Raw genomic sequence first — 17662 nt, 5'->3', positions numbered from 1 at the left:
TAACTACCACCTTTTACAGTAAATACTCGGTAAAAATGTATGTAATGGTGATGATGGTTATTTGCGGCTTCAATAATTTCCTTTAGAGAAAAACCATACTATAACAACGATGTTTATTGAAATGAAAGGAACTGTTTTTTAAAAAACTGACCTAGGCAAGTTCCAGGGTCAGTTGAGTGTAGGCATAAAATTTATATTAAAATCGCACCTCTTACATCATAATTTTCTAAATCGATATCCAATTTTCTGTCAAGTGCGAGGTTTGCCAATTGGGAGCCAATATAGGGGCCCATTGTTAAACCAGATGCTCCAAGACCATTGGCAACGATTATTCCTTCCCAATCTGGCAAAGGACCAATAACCGGAAGGAATCCAGGTGTGAATGGACGAAAGCCCACCCTCGCTTCAACAAAAGTACTGTCTGTCAAGCCGGGAGCGGTATTTAATGCTTTATTGAAAACTTCCTGCAATCCTCCTGCGGTCATTCGGTTATCGAAAACTTTCGTATTTTCATGAGTCGCCCCAGCGACGATTTTATTATTATCGAAAGCCAAAAGATATTGATCACTTGGAGGCATGACCACAGGCCAGTTATTCGTATTTGCATTTGGTATTTTCAGATGAATGATTTGGGCCTTTTGGAAGCTGACTTGAAAGTTCACACCCAAAGGTTTCAGTAATTCTGGTGCCCATGCTCCAGCACAAACAATCGTTTTATCAGCAGGTATGAATTCATCTTCAACCATTACACCTGTCACTTGTGCACCATTATATTTAAGTATAGCCTCACCATACATTAGTTTCGCACCGTTTTTTTGTGATGCCCGCAATAAGGAATCACGTAGCGCACGACCATCGACCCGAGCTGCACCACTCACGTGCACTGCTGCATATTCACTGGAAAGTGGCGGGAATAAGGCACTTGCTTCCTCTGGAGTAAGGAATGTGACCGTCCCGATCTCCGGTGCATCTTCTTTCCGTTTTGCTGCTCGGTTCTTCATGGCAATCAGTTTTTCTTTATCTGTATGTAAACTTATGGCCCCAACTTGGGCATAACCAGTCTCAGTTTCCCCATCCCGTTCAAGTTCTTCAATTAACCCGGGATAAAAAGCCGCTCCATTTTTAGCAAGGAGATACCAAGCTTGATTGCGCCTTTGGGATATCCATGGGCATACGATTCCTGCAGCTGCAGATGTTGCCTGTCCTTCATCTTGGCGGTCGATAATGATCACTTCAGCCCCATTTTTAGCCAGCTGATAGGCAGTGGAAGCTCCTAAAATCCCCGCTCCAACTACAATGATTTTTTGCATATTTAACATCCCATTTCTCTCGTATGTATAACACCTACCATTACTATATCGAAGTCACGAAACGATTGCCACTACCGATATTGTAATTTAATTCTCAAAGTTATTTTATCTGCAGTGAATATGCTATGATTGAAATTGCGAAAGCTTGAAAAGATACTAGGAGGACATAACATGTTAAAAAAACAAATGGAATCATACATATCAAAATCCATAATCGAAAACAAAGTTGAGTTGTTTAAAGAAGAAAGGGATTATGTTGAAAAGCATAAATTAATCGCTGATGATATCACTATAGTGGAAAAAGAAAATACATCCAGATTTACAGATGCATATATCGAGCGCAGTAATAAAGAGAGTGAAGAATTGATTTCTGAAGAGAACTCTGCATTTTTATCACAATCAATCGAGTATTTGAAAAATAATAAAGAAGAATTCCTTTACTTTGAATCCAAATGGTTCGGATTAATCGGTGTTGAGGCACTTTCATTGGAAATGGATGATGTTTTCGGTACTTATAACGCGATGTTCGGATTGAAATTCCAGAAAAAAATGGGAGAAGCTTTAAAAACGTATTTAACAAAGGAACTTCAAGAAGGCATTGGATCATTCAGCTTGATGTTTAACCAGGGCGATGGTCTATGGGATGTGAATTTTGCCTTGGATAATGTAAATGGGTTTCGAGAAGACCTATCATTAGAAGAAACTTTTAATTTAATCTATCATTTTCTTTTTATCCTTGTTGAAACGATCGAGGAAGATATGTAAAAAAACGAGGCACCGCCATCAATTTGATGGCGGTTTTTTAAGTTTAGAGCTTTATTTCCATACCTCTAGACATTGGTTAAGGCCCTTTAGATTAGGTGAACTTTAAAGAATTCAGCAAATTAATTTTAATGATATAACTTAACACTTTATTTCACAGTGGAAAAAACAGGGTCTGCACTCGATGTGGAACGCAGCCCATTTATGTTTTGAGTTCATTTGCTTCGGTTAGAATCTCAACTTATTATGAATTTGGGAAACAGCGAAAAGAGTCTCTTTGTCTCGAAGGACGGCCTCATGTTTGTTTCCTTTTCGAATAATATATCCCTCAAAGTCCATTCCAATAAAATTAAAGATATAGTTAAACTGCTGAATCATGGGCAGTCACCAGTTTAAACAATACGCTGACAAGATGATCAGACTAAGTCAAAAAGCAATTATGGCGGCAAATTGAGAAGAAGAACTAACTGGTACACTTACAATAGGAGCACAGGAGAGCTAGTGAACCTATCGATTACTACCAAATTCATAAAGAGTTCATGGCTGAATTTCCAAATATTTAGCTTGTATTTAAGCCTGCACATTCTGACGAAAAGGTGAGAAAACAGATAATTGAAGGATTATTAGATGACGCTTTTATTATGGACGAAGTAAGTCAGAGGATTCGTAAAGTATAGAGCAACTTATCAAGGAAGAGTTAAAAATGGTTACCTCACAGAACAAACCAAAATCAGAGTTTTCACCATTTGATCTTAAGCATGATTCACTTTTGCTTACAGAGAAGTGCTGTCATCTAGTAATTCAAATGTAATTTCTTTACCAGCAGCTTGTAGCCCATACCTGTGACCTTCACTAGATAAAAGATTTGGATGAATTCGAGGGAAATAATCTTTTTCATATTGAGCTCCCTAATATTAATGTTGCATCAATAATCCTGCCTCTATCAACCATTTGGAGAATTGTAGTAATTTAAGTTTGTCATAGGTTGCTTCTGCTGAGAACAGGCAGCTATCAACAATCATTTTGCTTACCGACGCATATATCATTTCGATGCCTGATGCAATCATGGAATTGAAACCAACTCAAATAATGGTCTAGGAATTTTGTCGCCACGCCATTGAACTGATTTATCCAGCAGCCCTTTAGCAGAATAGCTAAAAAAATATAAATATGTCATACTAATTCTCGTATAGATTGAACGATGATTAAAATATTTTCAAAGATTATAATTAACCTAATATAAAAAAATTCAAAGGGGACCTGAGCATGAAAATTGTTATTGCACCAGATTCCTATAAAGGGAGTTTGTCAGCATTAGAAGCTTCGGAAGCAATCGAGCGAGGGGTCAGGAAGGCGCTGCCGGATGCCGAGACTGAATTGGTTCCTGCAGCGGATGGCGGTGAAGGTACGATGGATAGTCTTGTGGCAGCTACAAATGGGCGAAAAGTTGAAGTGACCGTTAAAGGGCCTTTACTTGAAGACGTACAGGCAGCATATGGAATTTTGGGTGATCAGGAAACTTGTGTGATTGAAATGGCCAGTGCATCCGGTTTATGTCTAATCGATCCAGGTGAGTTGAACCCATTGATAACAACTACATACGGGACAGGGCAGCTCATTCAAAAAGCATTGAATGATGGATGTCGAAAGTTCATTTTAGCGATTGGTGGAAGCGCTACCAATGATGCCGGAGTTGGAATGCTTCAGGCTTTGGGAATGAAGGTGTTTGATGATGAGGGGAGTCCTTTGGGATTAGGGGGTGCCGAATTATCGCGTGTATCTGAACTAAATACGGAGGCTTTTGATCCAAGAATTGCAGATTCCGAGTTTTTGATTGCTTCGGATGTTCAAAATCCGTTAGTCGGACCGGATGGGGCATCAAGTGTATTCGGACCCCAAAAAGGGGCCACCCCTGCCATGATTGAAATGCTTGATAAAGCTTTATCAACATGGGCTGATTTGGTGGAAAATAAGACAGGCATTCACTTGCATGATAAAGCTGGTGCTGGTGCTGCCGGTGGAATTGGAAGTGCATTTCAAGCCTTTTTCCATGCGGAAACGAAAAGGGGCGTCGATATTGTTATGGAATATACGAAACTGGGTGAAAAACTGTACAATGCTGATTGTGTCTTTACCGGTGAGGGCCAAATCGATTACCAAACAGCTTCAGGTAAAACACCAATGGGAGTTGCACAAGAAGCGAAGAAGCATGATATTCCCGTATTTGTCTTGGCTGGATCAATCGGAACAGGTATTGAAGCTTTATATGACCATGGAATAACTAGTGTCCATAGTCTGGTGAACGCCCCTATGCCTTTAAAGGAAGCTATGGAAAGAGGGGCTGAATTTTTGGAACTAGCAGCTGAACAGGTAATGCGGACTTTTTTGGCAGCGAGTAAAAATAGGCGGTAATCATATGTGTTATTTATTGTTTTGGCCATTGGCGTGTTCTTTTGCGACAACTAAAATCAAGTTGCATCCGTTCTTATCGCTACTATTAGGTACTTTATTTGTGGGTTTTGCTTCTGGAATGCCTCTGGATCAGATCGTTGAGAATATTAACGGGGGTTTTGGCGGACTGATGACGAGCATTGGACTTTTAATCGTTTTCGGTTCAATAATCGGAACCATTTTGGAAAAGGTTGGGCCGCTTTACGAATGACCGAAGTCGTATTGAGGATTGTCGGTCCTAAACTATAAGGGGTAGTCACGATTATCACGACGATGATATTATGGGTCATTCTTGTATGATATTAATAATGGAAAAACGGAGAGGCGTGAAACGCTTCTCTTTTTTATGCGTTAAATAAAATATATTTTCATTTTTATATTGGTGTAAGAACTAAAATAGTGTATGATGCATAGTATAAGGTATGGTGTACGTCACATAGTATAGAGAAGAGGTGATTGGATGAGCACTTTACTGAATTCATTAACAACTGAGCTGCGCAGGGGCACTTTGACGTTAGCTGTCTTAAGTCAGCTCAAAACTCCGCAGTATGGGTACTCGCTTGTCCAGCGTTTAGAGAAGTCTGGAATTACCATTGATCAAAGTACTTTATATCCTTTGCTTCGCCGCCTGGAAAAACAAGAATTGGTCACCAGCAGCTGGGATACTTCTGAAAGTAGACCGCGCAAGTATTATTCTTTAAGCGATTATGGTGGAGAAATATTCATTCAGTTAAAGGAAGAATGGGAAAAAACTTCTCAAGAGCTTTATATATTATTAAAAGGAGAGGGAGAAGATGGAGCTGATTGAACTTTATATTCAGGAAGTGACCCGCAGGCTGCCAGAAAAAAACCGGGGGGATATTGCGCTTGAGCTTCAATCTACAATCGAAGATATGCTTCCGGTGGATCATACGGAGCAAGACGTGAAAGCCGTCCTATTAAAATTAGGAGATCCGGTTATACTGGCAAGTCGTTATCGCGATCGGCCGATGCATTTGATTGGACCGCGTTATTTTGATGTTTATATCTGTCTGTTGAAAATGATTTTACCAATAGCTGCAGTCATTTCACTGATCGGATTAGTAGGGGATAATCCTTTTCGGGATATGGGGAATACGGTTGTGGACGCAATTTTAATAATAATCGGGAAAGGGATTACCGGTATCATCAGTACAGGTATCCAAGTGTTTTTCTGGTTAACGCTTTCATTTGCCATTTTAGAACGCATGGATACTTCAAAAGACCAGTCGCCTTTGACAAAGGACTTGAAACCATGGACACCGGAAAACTTAAAAGTTATGCCGAACATTTCAAAGAAAAAAGCGGTTCCTATGATCGAGATTTTTGCGAGTTTGTTAGGTCTTTCTGTCTTCGCGGCCCTTTATTTCAATGCAGCAAACCTCTTAGGAGTCTATGAAAAAAGAAATGGCAGTCTCATTTTCGTGACACCTTCTTTCAATCAAGATGTATTGAATTCCTATTGGCTGCTGGTATCATGCGTCATTATCATGGGGGTGCTCTTGGCGATTTATAAATTATTTTTAGGTCGATGGACCCTGAAATTAGCTTTATTTCATGCCATATACCAGCTGTTGTACACTCTGGCTTTCATCATCATCATCAGTAATCCTGATTTATTGAACCCGGAATTCCTTGCATACCAAAGAACACTATTCTCAATCGATGAATGGAAAAGCTCGATATACTGGGGTCTCATACTCATCTTCATCATTTTTGCCGCCTACGATACCTATCAAGGCTTCCGTAAGGCAAAAATCCGTTAATGCACAGTATCTTAGCTGTGTTTTTTTTGTTTAAATATTTTGTGAAGTGAAAGGTGAGCTGATACAAGTCTGAAAGATTATTTCTCACGATACAAGGGACAACAAAAAAACACCTCATATGACATATAGTTTTTAACTAACTATACAGCATATGAGGCGTTACATTTAAACCAATGTTTTATTGAACTGCATCGAACTGATTGACTTTCCAAGCGGAACCGGACTTATAAAAGGTAACCGTTCTTTTTACTGACTCACCGTCGACTGTAGGTACAGTTAAATTGTATGACCTAACGTTTTGTTTTTGATAGACCAATTTAATTTTGGCTTTTTTCCACTCTAACATGCTAAAGCCATCTCCGACTGGACGTGCTAATTTCCCTTTATAGGTAATGTAATTATATTTAGTCAGTCCTTTTTCAACTGCATTATTAGTAAATGTCTCTGCCAGGTAGGCAGTCAATTTATCTTTTGTATTAAACTCTTGGCAAATGTATGAATACTCTGTCCCTTTATAATTGAAAGTTTTTTGTGAACATGATCGGGTTTTGTACCCATGTAAAGCATTCCAAAAATGTTTGCTGGCATTATCGGCTATCTTTAATGCATTTGCATCAGATAAATTCTGTGATGACGTTTTGGCGGTAACCTGACCACTTAATGTGAAAAATAAAATGATAATGGATAATAGCACACCTGAAATTTTTTTCATATTTTATCTCCCCAATCCCTAATAGGATACTTATGTAACGAAAGTTTAATTAATATTACAATTGTTACATTTATATTACAACATGATCGGCGAAAGTAAAAGAGAAATCTTGTTAATTTTTAAATATAATTATAGATTTTATTAAATATACATAGTTTGTTCACTTTACTTTTTGAGCGTTCACCGAGTTGTAAATAGAAGGACACTAGCTGTTACATACTTCATATTCCACCAACTGGCCTATTTAAAACCTAGCAGTTAATTCTTTTGCAATTACAGGACAATTTAATTCATTATCTTTTTATTATTACCAATATATGTACAAAGAACTCGAATTACCCAGGCAGAACCCGAAAAAAATAAAATATAAAGGTTTGACAAACTTTCTAATCTTAACGTATGATAAATAATATACTTGAATACTTTCTCCTAAGGGGAGTAGCTTTTACAACAATGTCGTCATTACGGAGCTCTTTGCTCTCGGTGTTGTTGGCAGCATATTGTTGTTAGCCAGACCTTACCTATTGGTAAAGGTCTATTTTCTAATATAAACCTTTACCAAAATGGTAAAGGTTTTTTTGTAGTCCGGATGATGCAGCGCTAAAGGAAATGTATAAATATGTGGTTTAATAGAAAAACAAATAAATATAAATGGAGTGTATTCTTTGATACTTAGAAAATCTTTGTTACTTTTAGGGATAGGTTCTGCACAAATAGATTTAATCCTTCCAAAAAATACGTATAAATCAGGTGAATTAATAAACGGCTATTTCTTGATTAAGGGTGGTACCCAGGAGCAAAGAATAAGGAGGATCGAATGTGATTTAATTATGGATACTCATTCTACGGGAATGGAAAATACCCTTAAGACGAGCACCATTTTAGCTTCAAGTGAGATTGAGTCAGGGGAAAGCAATGAAATTCCTTTTAACTTTAGTCTTCCTATATTGAAGGAGCCTTATAAGCGAGGGGTTTCCTATCGCCTTAAAACAAGACTTATATTGGATGAAGGTATAATAGGAAAGGATGATGATTGGATCTTAATCGATTCTGAATAAAGTTGAAATAGAGGTGTGAACATGGAAATCTTGAATTTTACTGAGCGTGCTTTGGATTATTTGAAGGAATTCTTATTAATGAGGCTGTTTATATTAACTTTACTGTTATTGGCGGTATATTATATTTTGAATAAAATGGTCGAATGGTTCTTTAAAAGATCTGATTTTTTTGAGGAAGAAGTGGAAAAAACGATACAGGGGGTAACTCGTTCCAGTCTCAGGTACGGCATAGTTTTGATTTTCCTCATTTATCTGATTGGGCAGTTCATTGATATAAAAGGAATTTTAGCAGGAGCGGGGATCGTGGGAATCGTTATCGGATTTGCCGCTCAGCAAATGCTTAAGGATATTTTATTGGGATTTGTAAGGCTTTCAGATAATGAATTTCGTGTAGGGAATTTTGTGACATTCAATGGGACAAGTTCCGGAACCGTAGAGGAAATCGGTATCAGGTTCATGCAGATCAGAGAATGGTCAGGAAAATTGCTGACCATCCCACACAGTGAAATCAGGACGATTCAAAATTTCAATAAAGGTAGAATGCGAATCATTGAACGCATTACAGTAAGTTACCAGGAAAATCCTGAAAAGGTAAAACGGCTGTTGGAGGATATATGTATTATCAGTAATGATAAGTATGGTGAAAACCTTCTAAGGCTAGAGGATGGTACACCCGAAGAGGATTTTAGATACATAGGCATTACGGATTTAAATCCGAATCTTAAATATGTGGGATATGAACTATGCATAGTGGGGCTTGTAAAACCTGAACATTACTTTGAAACAGCAAGAAATGTCAGGTTTGAGATGATGGCTGCTTTACATGAGCATCAAATTCTTATGCCATCTTCCCATTTACTTGTACAGGCGAATCCGAATCATGAACGTATGCTAGAGAACTGATAAGAAGCATACACTCGCACGAGCTATTCCGGGAAAAGGTCATGAAAAAAATTGTGGCAAAGTGGAACAAAGTGCAGAAGCATCAATCAGCAATAACCCTGAAAACTTACGATATAAAAGGGTTTTCTTTAAAAGGAAGTTCTTTTTGAATAAGAAAATGAACAAGTCTGATCCAAAAAAGGATTATTATTGAATTTTTATCTTGATTTTTCAGATTAAATGGATTATTATGATTTTAGCATAAAATGGAAGGGGAACGGTTAAACAATGATCATTTAATCCTATTCTTTAAGAAAAAATGCGTTTTAAATACGATCTTTTTTTCTGGATAGGATTAGTCTGTACATTAAAATACAAACAAAGATCATTGTGTTCCTTCAATTAGGGATATTATGCCTTTTTAAATTTGTATTGTACTGCCTCCTGTCCAGATATTTCACAGGAGGTTTTTATATTGGGAAAAAACTCATCTGTAACATTGAGTAATAAGGAACCTAACTTATTTACAAATCGTGTATTTCGGGCCATCATCTTTTCAGGCTTGTTTTTACAAATAGGGATATGGGTGCGGAATTTTGCAGTTTTGTTATTCGTCATGGAAAAGACAAATGGGGATGCCTTTGCCATTTCAATGATTTCAGTAGCGGAATTCGCACCCATTTTTATTTTTTCATTTATTGGAGGGACGTTCGCTGACCGCTGGAGTCCGAAAAAAACGATGGTTTGGTGTGATATTTTAAGTGCAATATCCGTATTTGCTGTGCTTATCACGCTTATCTTCGGAAGTTGGAAAATGGTGTTTTTTGCAACTTTGATTTCGGCGATACTTTCTCAATTTTCTCAGCCATCAGGCATGAAGCTATTTAAAATGCATTTGCCAGAAAGTCAAATTCAAACAGGGATGTCAGTTTATCAGACAGTTTTCGCAGTATTTATGGTTTTAGGCCCGATTCTCGGTACATTTGCCTTCCAATCATTCGGGATCAATATCTCGATTGCTATAACTGGCCTCGCGTTTTTATTTTCAGCTGGTGCACTAGCTTTCCTTCCAAAAGATCGCAAACTTGATGAACAAAAGGCCAAAACAACATTGTGGCAGGAAATGAAAAGCGGAGTGAGCTACGTGTTGCGAAAAAAAGAACTGAGTCTGCTTGGTTTATGTTTTCTGGCAGCCGGGCTCGGACTGGGTTTCATTCAGCCGCTCTCGATATTCCTTGTTACCGAACAACTGGGTCTGCCTAAGGAAAATCTTCAATGGTTATTTATGTTGAATGGGATTGGTATGATTTTAGGCGGAGCAGGAGTGATGATTTTTGCCAAAAAGGTGGCACCTCAGAGATTATTAGCATTTGGAATGCTTGTGAATGCCATTGGAATAGCGGTAATGGGGCTGTCAACAAACCTTTGGATTACACTTACTGCCGAGTTCTTTAATGGGCTGATGCTGCCTTGTATTCAAATTGGGATCAATACATTGATATTGCAGAGGACCGAAGGCGAGTTCATTGGAAGGGTCAATGGAATCTTAAGCCCATTGTTCACTGGCTCCATGGTTTTGACCATGAGTGCTGCAGGGGTGTTGAAAGAGCAATTTTCACTCGTTTCCATTTTTGAAACCGCGGCTTTCTTTTTTATCCTAGGGATGTTTTTCATTTTGCCATTGTACAATCAAAAGGCCGAAACAAAACCCTTGGAAATTCAATCGTAAGTGTAGGTAATGGAAAAAGAATAGTAAACTTAGCGATTGACTTGGTTGGGGAAAACGAGAAAAAAATCTCAATTTAACTTGAAGATATACTAGTTATATCCATATTACTTTTAAAGCAAAGCAGCCAATTCATGCTGCTTTTTTTTCTTCATAATTTACGGGCTTTTGGTAATGGCTATAATCTATTTTGGCGGACTCAACCTGAAAACATTTTTTACCAACAAACAAATTATATATTAACAATTATTTTTAGAGTACTTGTTAATACTAATAATGGCATGTGAATTAAGAAGGTTTTTTTTTACAAAAAACAGGTGAATAGCTTAATTGAAAAAGGAGAAAAGTTAATGATCCTTAAAGACGTAATATATGAAGCAATAAACTGGGATTTGCCGAAGGACGTTGAAGATATATCCATTACAGGTGTCGCCGATAACTCAAAAGAAATAAAAAATGGATACCTTTTTGTTGCCGTAAACGGATATAAGGAGGATGGCCATAAATACATTAAAGATGCAATTTGTCAAGGGGCTTCGGTTGTGATTGGCGATCGCGACATAAAGGGATTGGATGTTCCTTATCTACGAGTGGAGAACAGCAGAAAGGCATTAGGTGTAATCACGAAAAGGTTTTATGGAGATCCCAGCAATCATCTACAAAATAAAGACCAAGTGGATATTATCAGTTATTTTGATCAATAGTTTGATCCTAACGAATGCTCTTATTAAGTATAAAGGGATAATAGGGCGTCCATTCCAAGATAAAGCCAATTTGATTGGTTATCGCTATAGCAAATATTACCATTGTAAGATATAAGGAATTCAGGTAATATAACAATACAAGCTGTACTGTTCGTAATGATATTTAAGTTTTAACCTTTAAGCTGTAATAGGGAGTTTTATATTGAAACAGGAATGTTATGCCTCGTCACTGACTTGGACAACAGGATTGTTTCTGCAAACACCCACTTTAAGGAGTGGTGGTTTAAAACTTTCTTACTGAATACGGCAATAACGGCTTCTATCTTTAAAACCGGTCTCGTCTGAGGCCGGTTTTTTTGCGTTATTCAGAGCAACGTACGAGAGGAATATATGTACAACTTTTAGCTTGAAAAAAAGAACAGGAAATTTCCAACCTATATTGTTCTAGTATAATATATTACCATCCATCTTACCTACTTTGAAAAAAGCTCCATTGCTCACAGTTTAGGCTTCTTGCATGTTTTGGAGTCATTTACTCTTGCTTTGTATACCGGTTGGCATAGCTTGAAGCAACGAAAGCATTGGGTTTAATTTTAGGTTCCACTCCCATGGATTCCATCCTGGCTACCATTTCTTTAACAAACTCACTGGTTTTGTTCCGCTTTCCAATCCCGATATCAATATGCCCTTCCATGATGAACGTTGCCCCTTGATATACAGCAGGCAGGACAATATCGATTAACTGATTTTTTCTTTCTTCCGTAAACATGGATACGATCTCTTCAGTTAACGACAATTCATGGGAAATACGTTCATGTAATTGCATCATCCTTCTAGGAATCATCACTTTTCTAATACAACCCCATACACCATTCCCGACCTGACGTATCACGATGCCTGTAATGAACACTGTATGTTTTTTATGTACTTGCGAATCTGTACCGACCATTAATCGATAGTCACCGGAAGGATTTAATTTCATGAATTCTACAATATGAACGAATACCTCTTCAAAAGACATGTCTTTTTCCTGAAGATTTTGAAATGGATTATTACGAATTGGATATTGCCTCATATTATTGCACCCAACCTTTCCCCGGCTATAATCTGATTATTAAATCACTACATGCCGCTCATAACACATCTTATGAAGGAGTTCTTCGTTTCGTGCCGCGGGAAGATTACGCCCTCTAATGAAGAATAGTAATCGTCTGAAGGTAAATCAAGAATCAACACTTATTATTATGCTTATGAAAATGAAAAAATAAAACTTGATAGAACTTCTCTTCAAACTTATTGATACCTTATACATTATGCTATTTCTCGGAATGGGCAAATGGGCTGTCTTTCAGTTAGTAAGAAATTGGTTTCATTACAGGAATTGCGGGAGCTGTCTGAGGTTGGCGGATTCTTGGTTCCAAATATACTCGGAACGCTAAAACAGATAACATATGTTACAGGATATTTAGTATTTTCCGCAATTAGAATCGTAGCGTTCCTGATTCTGGTTCTAGCTCAGCTTCATGGAGAAAAACTGGGTACTTGGAAAGAATTAAAACTATGTTTACTTTTTCGGAATACATGTCTTTCACCAAGTCATAAATGTTAGAAAAAATTAATGACGGCCTCCATTTTACGAACCAAATGGTTTGCGGGCACCAATTGATCTATCGTAATCATTTCAAGTTGATCTTGCTGAATAGAATAATGTTTAGAAGCCATCCTTATCACTCCATGTTTTTATCCTTCTATTTTAAAACAAAGTTGATTGGAACGGGTGTGCGGGACTCTTGCGGGAAAAGCGTGCCCACGGGAGGCCCCACAGGCACAAAGGGCGCCAAGAGTGGAGCGCCCGCGGAAAACGAGTGCCCTACGTTCCAATCAACGTTCAAAAATTTACAAACCCTTAAAAAGACTATAGACAAACTCAATTATTTATCGAGTTTGTCTATAGTCTGCTGGATAGTCTCTTATAGGACTATCCATTTTTTTCTTTGAGGAGCTATGAACATATTCCCCCGACGAATTAAATTGATAAATATTACCAAAACAAATATAATTTCTAGTAAAGGAGTGACTTTATTTAACGAATGGATGTAAGCGATCTCAACCAGGGATTTTTATGAATAAATAGGGGAAAGGTTGGCGTTTTTATGAACAAATTATCTGTTGGCGTTTTTACCTTTATGCTGTGTTTTGTTCCTTTAAGTACTTCACCTGGAATAGCAGAAGTAAAACCAGATTACAAGCTTTATGTAATGGCCCCATTGGGTGAAATAACAGATTGGGAGGCATTTGAAGCACAGTTAACTCAGTTGAAGGAAAATGGAGTATATGCAATAACGACAGATATCTGGTGGGGGTTAGTCGAGAGTAAAAAAGATAATCAGTTTGATTGGTCCTATTATAAAAAATATGCGGAAACAGTGGAAGCATCCGGTTTAAAATGGGTGCCCATTCTGTCTACACATCAATGCGGCGGTAATGTGGGGGATGATTGTAACTATCCTATCCCGAGTTGGCTCTGGAATAAGGACACTCTAGATAACATGGTATTCAAGAGTGAAAGTGGTTTCTGGAATAAAGAAGTACTTGCTCCTTGGTGGGAAGGTACAGCAAATCAGTACAACGAATTGTATAAATCCTTTGCAGAGAACTTTGCTGATAAGAAGGACCTAATAGCCAAAATATATCTAAGTGCAGGACCAGCTGGGGAGCTAAGATATCCCTCCTATCAAAATGCTGATGGCTGGGATTATCCTGAAAGGGGCCAGCTTCAAGTTTATACAGAAGGAGCGAAACGGGATTTCAGGCTTACCTTGAGAGAAAAATATTCAACGATAAAAAAATTAAATGCTGCCTGGGGTGAAACGTATAAAAACTGGAATGAGATTCAGCCACCTGGAAACGGGGATGAATTTTTCACCAAGGGCGGAGCAATCGATACACAATTTGGATACGACTTTATGCAATGGTATCAAGGAGCACTCGAAAAACATCTTGCAAAGATCTCTAAATTTGCCCATAAACATTTTGATAAAGTCTTTGGCGTGCCAATTGGAGCTAAAATCTCAGGAGTCCATTGGAAAATGAATGATCCAGTACTACCGCATTCAGCAGAGTATAGTGCCGGGTACTATAACTACTCCCAATTATTGAATCAATTTAAGAAATCGAATATGGCCCTCACGTTCACCTGTTTGGAAATGGGAGACCAAGACGCACATATTGCACCATCATATAGCGCTCCTAAAACGTTGGTGACACATATTGCCTCTTTAGCTAATGAAAAAGGAATTTCTTTAAACGGAGAAAACGCACTCCCGCTGATCAATAATGAATGGGGCTTTGACAATATAGCAGAAATGGTTTTTAACCATGGTTTTGAGGGATTTACCTTGCTGAGGATGTCCTATTTATTCGACGATGAAGGAAACCCTACAAATGAGTTCAGGATGATGAAGGATAAATTGGAAGGCAAGTCGATTCCAGTTATATTCACAGTTGAAAATGTACCTGTCACACAGGGAGTTTACTTAATAGGGGATAGAGGGGAAATCGGCAGATGGAATGTTGAAGATTACGAATATAAACTCACGCAAAACAAAGAAGGGAGCTGGAGTGGAACTTTCCGTTTAGCAGCAGATCGACTCTATGAATTCAAGTTCGTCATGAAAGATGAAAATGGCAATATTACTTGGCAAAAAGGGGAAAATAATAATTATAAAACTCCTTTAAATGGTAAAGGAAACTATAAAACTTCATGGTAGGTTATGTAAGTATGACTATCTGGGCAAGTCTTTTGGAAATAATATTATTGAAAGTTCATCACAAATTAAGGTCAAAATACAATCCTGAAGCCAAGGACCTTTAATATACGGACTGACCGCAATATTGGGGAAGTATTATTTTAAGACTTAAATGACCTGTACTTACATTAAATAGACATGTGGCCTATTTTTAGAACAAAACATCAAGAAAGGGAGGAATTGAATTAAATGAAGTCAATGATTACATGGACAGGGGAAATGGCCTTTTCTGGCACAACTCCGTCGGGACATGAAATAAAGATGGATGCTGCCGAAGACGTAGGAGGGAAAAATAGTGGAGCAAGACCCACTGAGTTACTTTTGCATTCTCTTGCAGGGTGCACAGGTATTGATATTGTAATGATTTTAAAAAAAATGCGATTTGAAACAAAGGCCTTTCAAATAGAGATAGAAGGGGAACGATCAGAAAACCACCCTAAGCGGTTTACCGATTTTCATATCCACTATTTATTGGAGGGTGATCTGCCTGAAGATAAAGTGGTGCGTGCGATTCAACTATCGAAAAATACGTACTGTTCAGTATATCACTCATTAAATGCCAACATAAAAATGAGCTATTCGATAAATGGCGTTAAAGGAAACCAAGAATTATAATGTTAATTTAAGGGCTATCATAAACCAGAAAGTTGTTTTTACATTTATCATTTAAGAAAAACAGCCTCCATTTCCTTAAAGAAATGGAGGCTGTTTTTGAGGCTGGAATGAACATCCTGATTAACAGAATGAATCTTGGTGCCAGATTTTCGTAAAGAGGTCAAAAAATATAAATAAAATGGTGCATAAAGTATATAAAATTTGTGCCCCGCTTGAAAACCGCAGGAAGAATTTCCTCTGAATATTTATGAAAGGCGTATTTCTCCAGGCCATTAATTATCTACACAAGTGAAAAAATTCATTCCTAATTTGTATTTCAAGAAAGCTCACCTGTCATTGTCCTGTACCGTTTATTGGTATGGATGGGTTTATTTAGACAGCAAGTAATCAAAATGTAATCGTTTGTCATTGGAATGCCCTTGATGTTAAGAGTTTATCGAGATAAACTTTAAATACGATTGAGGAGTGGTTAAGTTGAAAGAGATTACAATAGACAAATTAGCATTTAAAGATCATTTATCGATGATTGAACAATATTCATTGAAGGATTTCATGTTTAAGTGGCTTGGTAGCCCCGATGAGGGATTAGATGATCTACTTCCGCTAAAATACACAGATCAAGTTTTTGCAAAAATGGAAACGACATTGGAGACAAAAATAAAGATCCATGGAGATGAAACCTTCAGATATGTCACCATTACGGAAGATAATCAAATTGTAATAGGAGGCTTAGACACGAATCAAGAGTTAAAGTTTAGAATTGTGTCCCTGGAGGAGCGTTTGAAAAGCTATTAAAAACTTTTAACATTTCAGACTGAATCATATTTTCAAATAAATAATTAAGGCCGTTCCTGTTTATTTAAGGAACGGTCTTTTTAAGGTGTTTTTATTTTTTTCACGTTTAGAGCAGCGTCAATACCATATAAGGTTGTTAACTGTACTCGAAAGTTAAGAAAACCCTTACCATATGCCAGGTGATCGAGTAATTCTTTAAACTCCCGTTTTTTGGATTAATTTAACAAAAAATAAACGATTATTGATTTTTCTTAGTGTTTTATAAAGTAATGAAGTCGATTAAAACATTTGGGAGGAATTGAAATGAGCGAGACGTTGGCAAGTTCGATAAAAACGCTTTTGAAAGAAACGTTTGAGGGCCTGGAAATGAAGGAAGCTATTATACTGATTCAAAACCGAATACAGGGGTTTTCGGGACACTCGATGGTTTAACAGCAGAAGACGCTTCATGGTCCATAAAAGGATCAACCATTGCTGCTCATTCTGACCACATACGGTATTATTTATGGGTGATCCGAACAATGATCAGTGGCACAGACTTTGAAAAAGATCGGACGCAAGTTGGACCATTACTCATGTTGATGAGGTGAAATGGGCGGAAATCAGGGAGGGATTACAAAAAGAATATGTAACTCTTTTCACTGAAATCGAAACAATCGATTTAGTAAAATGGCTGACAAATCTAAACGCGACCATTGCCCACTCAGCTTATCATCTTGGAGCGTTAGGCAAATGTTAAAAAGCCTTGAAATAAAAAAATAATTTAAGATATTGAGGGTTTGTAAAATGATTTCCTCTTCAGGCATTCGCTTGCCGCGGACGGTCCGCCAGCGGCGCTCTTTGCGCCTGTGGGCGGGGTTCTCGTTTTTCCCTCACGAGACTCGTACCTTTCGTAACCCACAGTCGCTTGCTTTGATGAGGCTTGGCAGCCAGTCGGAAAAAAGGGAGTGGATTCCTAAAAACAAACTGGAACTTTTTTAGGGTTTGTAAAATCTAATCGTTGATTCCATTATCATATACTTGAATGAAGTCATTATTAATTTCAACTTACGTC

General features: G+C 37.7%; 16 protein-coding genes, 1 other RNA gene and 2 pseudogenes. 14 read left to right on the top strand and 5 right to left on the bottom strand.

Translation table 11 applies throughout. From position 1 onward, the window contains the following. Positions 1 to 191: 191 nt before the first annotated feature. Complete coding sequence (locus UP17_RS12185) at positions 192 to 1310, bottom strand: NAD(P)/FAD-dependent oxidoreductase (RefSeq protein ID WP_061463252.1); 1119 nt, start codon at positions 1308 to 1310, stop codon at positions 192 to 194. Positions 1311 to 1481: 171 nt separating this feature from the next. Between UP17_RS12185 and UP17_RS12180 the strand changes: the two genes are divergently transcribed. Further along, positions 1482 to 2075 carry a hypothetical protein gene (locus UP17_RS12180; RefSeq protein WP_061463251.1) on the top strand — a complete coding sequence of 198 codons (594 nt, stop codon included), beginning with the start codon at positions 1482 to 1484 and terminating at the stop codon, positions 2073 to 2075. 911 nt (positions 2076 to 2986) lie between these two features. Here UP17_RS12180 and UP17_RS28300 read toward each other — a convergent pair. Continuing rightward, positions 2987 to 3218, bottom strand: a pseudogene (locus UP17_RS28300) (hypothetical protein); the annotation flags it as partial. 120 nt (positions 3219 to 3338) lie between these two features. Between UP17_RS28300 and UP17_RS12175 the strand changes: the two are divergent. From UP17_RS12175 to UP17_RS12160, 4 genes are all read left to right on the top strand, one after another. Beyond that, positions 3339 to 4484: a glycerate kinase gene (locus tag UP17_RS12175; RefSeq protein WP_061463250.1), complete on the top strand. Its 1146-nt coding sequence runs from the start codon at positions 3339 to 3341 to the stop codon at positions 4482 to 4484. A 4-nt stretch (positions 4485 to 4488) separates the two neighbouring features. After that, positions 4489 to 4734, top strand: a complete 246-nt coding sequence (locus UP17_RS12170) for a GntT/GntP/DsdX family permease (RefSeq protein ID WP_061463249.1) — start codon at positions 4489 to 4491, stop codon at positions 4732 to 4734. A gap of 249 nt (positions 4735 to 4983) precedes the next feature. Further along, complete coding sequence (locus UP17_RS12165; protein ID WP_061463248.1) at positions 4984 to 5331, top strand: PadR family transcriptional regulator; 348 nt, start codon at positions 4984 to 4986, stop codon at positions 5329 to 5331. Continuing rightward, positions 5318 to 6307: a hypothetical protein gene (locus UP17_RS12160; protein WP_061463247.1), complete on the top strand. Its 990-nt coding sequence runs from the start codon at positions 5318 to 5320 to the stop codon at positions 6305 to 6307. Before UP17_RS12165 ends, UP17_RS12160 begins: the two co-directional genes overlap by 14 nt. A 178-nt stretch (positions 6308 to 6485) precedes the next feature. On the opposite strand, the gene UP17_RS12155 is transcribed toward UP17_RS12160, so the two are convergent. Continuing rightward, positions 6486 to 7019: an IseA DL-endopeptidase inhibitor family protein gene (locus UP17_RS12155; protein ID WP_061463246.1), complete on the bottom strand. Its 534-nt coding sequence runs from the start codon at positions 7017 to 7019 to the stop codon at positions 6486 to 6488. 665 nt (positions 7020 to 7684) lie between these two features. On the opposite strand from UP17_RS12155, the gene UP17_RS12150 reads away from it, so the two are divergent. From UP17_RS12150 to ssrS, 5 genes are all read left to right on the top strand, one after another. Further along, entirely contained in the window at positions 7685 to 8077 is a 393-nt protein-coding gene (locus UP17_RS12150) for a sporulation protein (protein WP_250211803.1), read from the top strand. Positions 8078 to 8098: 21 nt separating this feature from the next. Continuing rightward, complete coding sequence (locus UP17_RS12145; RefSeq protein WP_061463245.1) at positions 8099 to 8980, top strand: mechanosensitive ion channel family protein; 882 nt, start codon at positions 8099 to 8101, stop codon at positions 8978 to 8980. 454 nt (positions 8981 to 9434) lie between these two features. Further along, positions 9435 to 10688, top strand: coding sequence for an MFS transporter (locus UP17_RS12140; RefSeq protein WP_061463244.1), 1254 nt, complete (start codon positions 9435 to 9437; stop codon positions 10686 to 10688). A gap of 347 nt (positions 10689 to 11035) precedes the next feature. Next, positions 11036 to 11389, top strand: a complete 354-nt coding sequence (locus UP17_RS12135) for a Mur ligase domain-containing protein (protein WP_061463243.1) — start codon at positions 11036 to 11038, stop codon at positions 11387 to 11389. Positions 11390 to 11525: 136 nt separating this feature from the next. After that, positions 11526 to 11712, top strand: a non-coding RNA gene (gene ssrS / locus UP17_RS12130) — 6S RNA. Between the two features lie 209 nt (positions 11713 to 11921). On the opposite strand, the gene UP17_RS12125 is transcribed toward ssrS, so the two are convergent. Further along, entirely contained in the window at positions 11922 to 12464 is a 543-nt protein-coding gene (locus tag UP17_RS12125) for a ribonuclease H-like YkuK family protein (RefSeq protein ID WP_061463242.1), read from the bottom strand. 499 nt (positions 12465 to 12963) lie between these two features. Next, positions 12964 to 13111: pseudogene (locus UP17_RS29710) on the bottom strand (IS5/IS1182 family transposase); the annotation flags it as partial. A gap of 431 nt (positions 13112 to 13542) precedes the next feature. On the opposite strand from UP17_RS29710, the gene UP17_RS12115 reads away from it, so the two are divergent. From UP17_RS12115 to UP17_RS29245, 4 genes are all read left to right on the top strand, one after another. Beyond that, a complete protein-coding gene (locus UP17_RS12115) occupies positions 13543 to 15159 on the top strand; it encodes a family 14 glycosylhydrolase (protein ID WP_061463240.1) in 1617 nt (538 codons plus the stop codon). A 228-nt stretch (positions 15160 to 15387) separates the two neighbouring features. Further along, positions 15388 to 15813, top strand: coding sequence for an OsmC family protein (locus UP17_RS12110; protein ID WP_061463239.1), 426 nt, complete (start codon positions 15388 to 15390; stop codon positions 15811 to 15813). Between the two features lie 474 nt (positions 15814 to 16287). Beyond that, positions 16288 to 16608, top strand: a complete 321-nt coding sequence (locus UP17_RS12105; protein ID WP_061463238.1) for a hypothetical protein — start codon at positions 16288 to 16290, stop codon at positions 16606 to 16608. 303 nt (positions 16609 to 16911) lie between these two features. After that, positions 16912 to 17040, top strand: coding sequence for a hypothetical protein (locus UP17_RS29245; protein WP_284149572.1), 129 nt, complete (start codon positions 16912 to 16914; stop codon positions 17038 to 17040). Positions 17041 to 17662 lie beyond the last annotated feature (622 nt).

It is taken from the genome of Peribacillus simplex (genome assembly GCF_001578185.1).
Taxonomy (GTDB): domain Bacteria; phylum Bacillota; class Bacilli; order Bacillales; family DSM-1321; genus Peribacillus; species Peribacillus simplex_A.
This window is presented reverse-complemented; position numbering and strand designations above follow the sequence as displayed.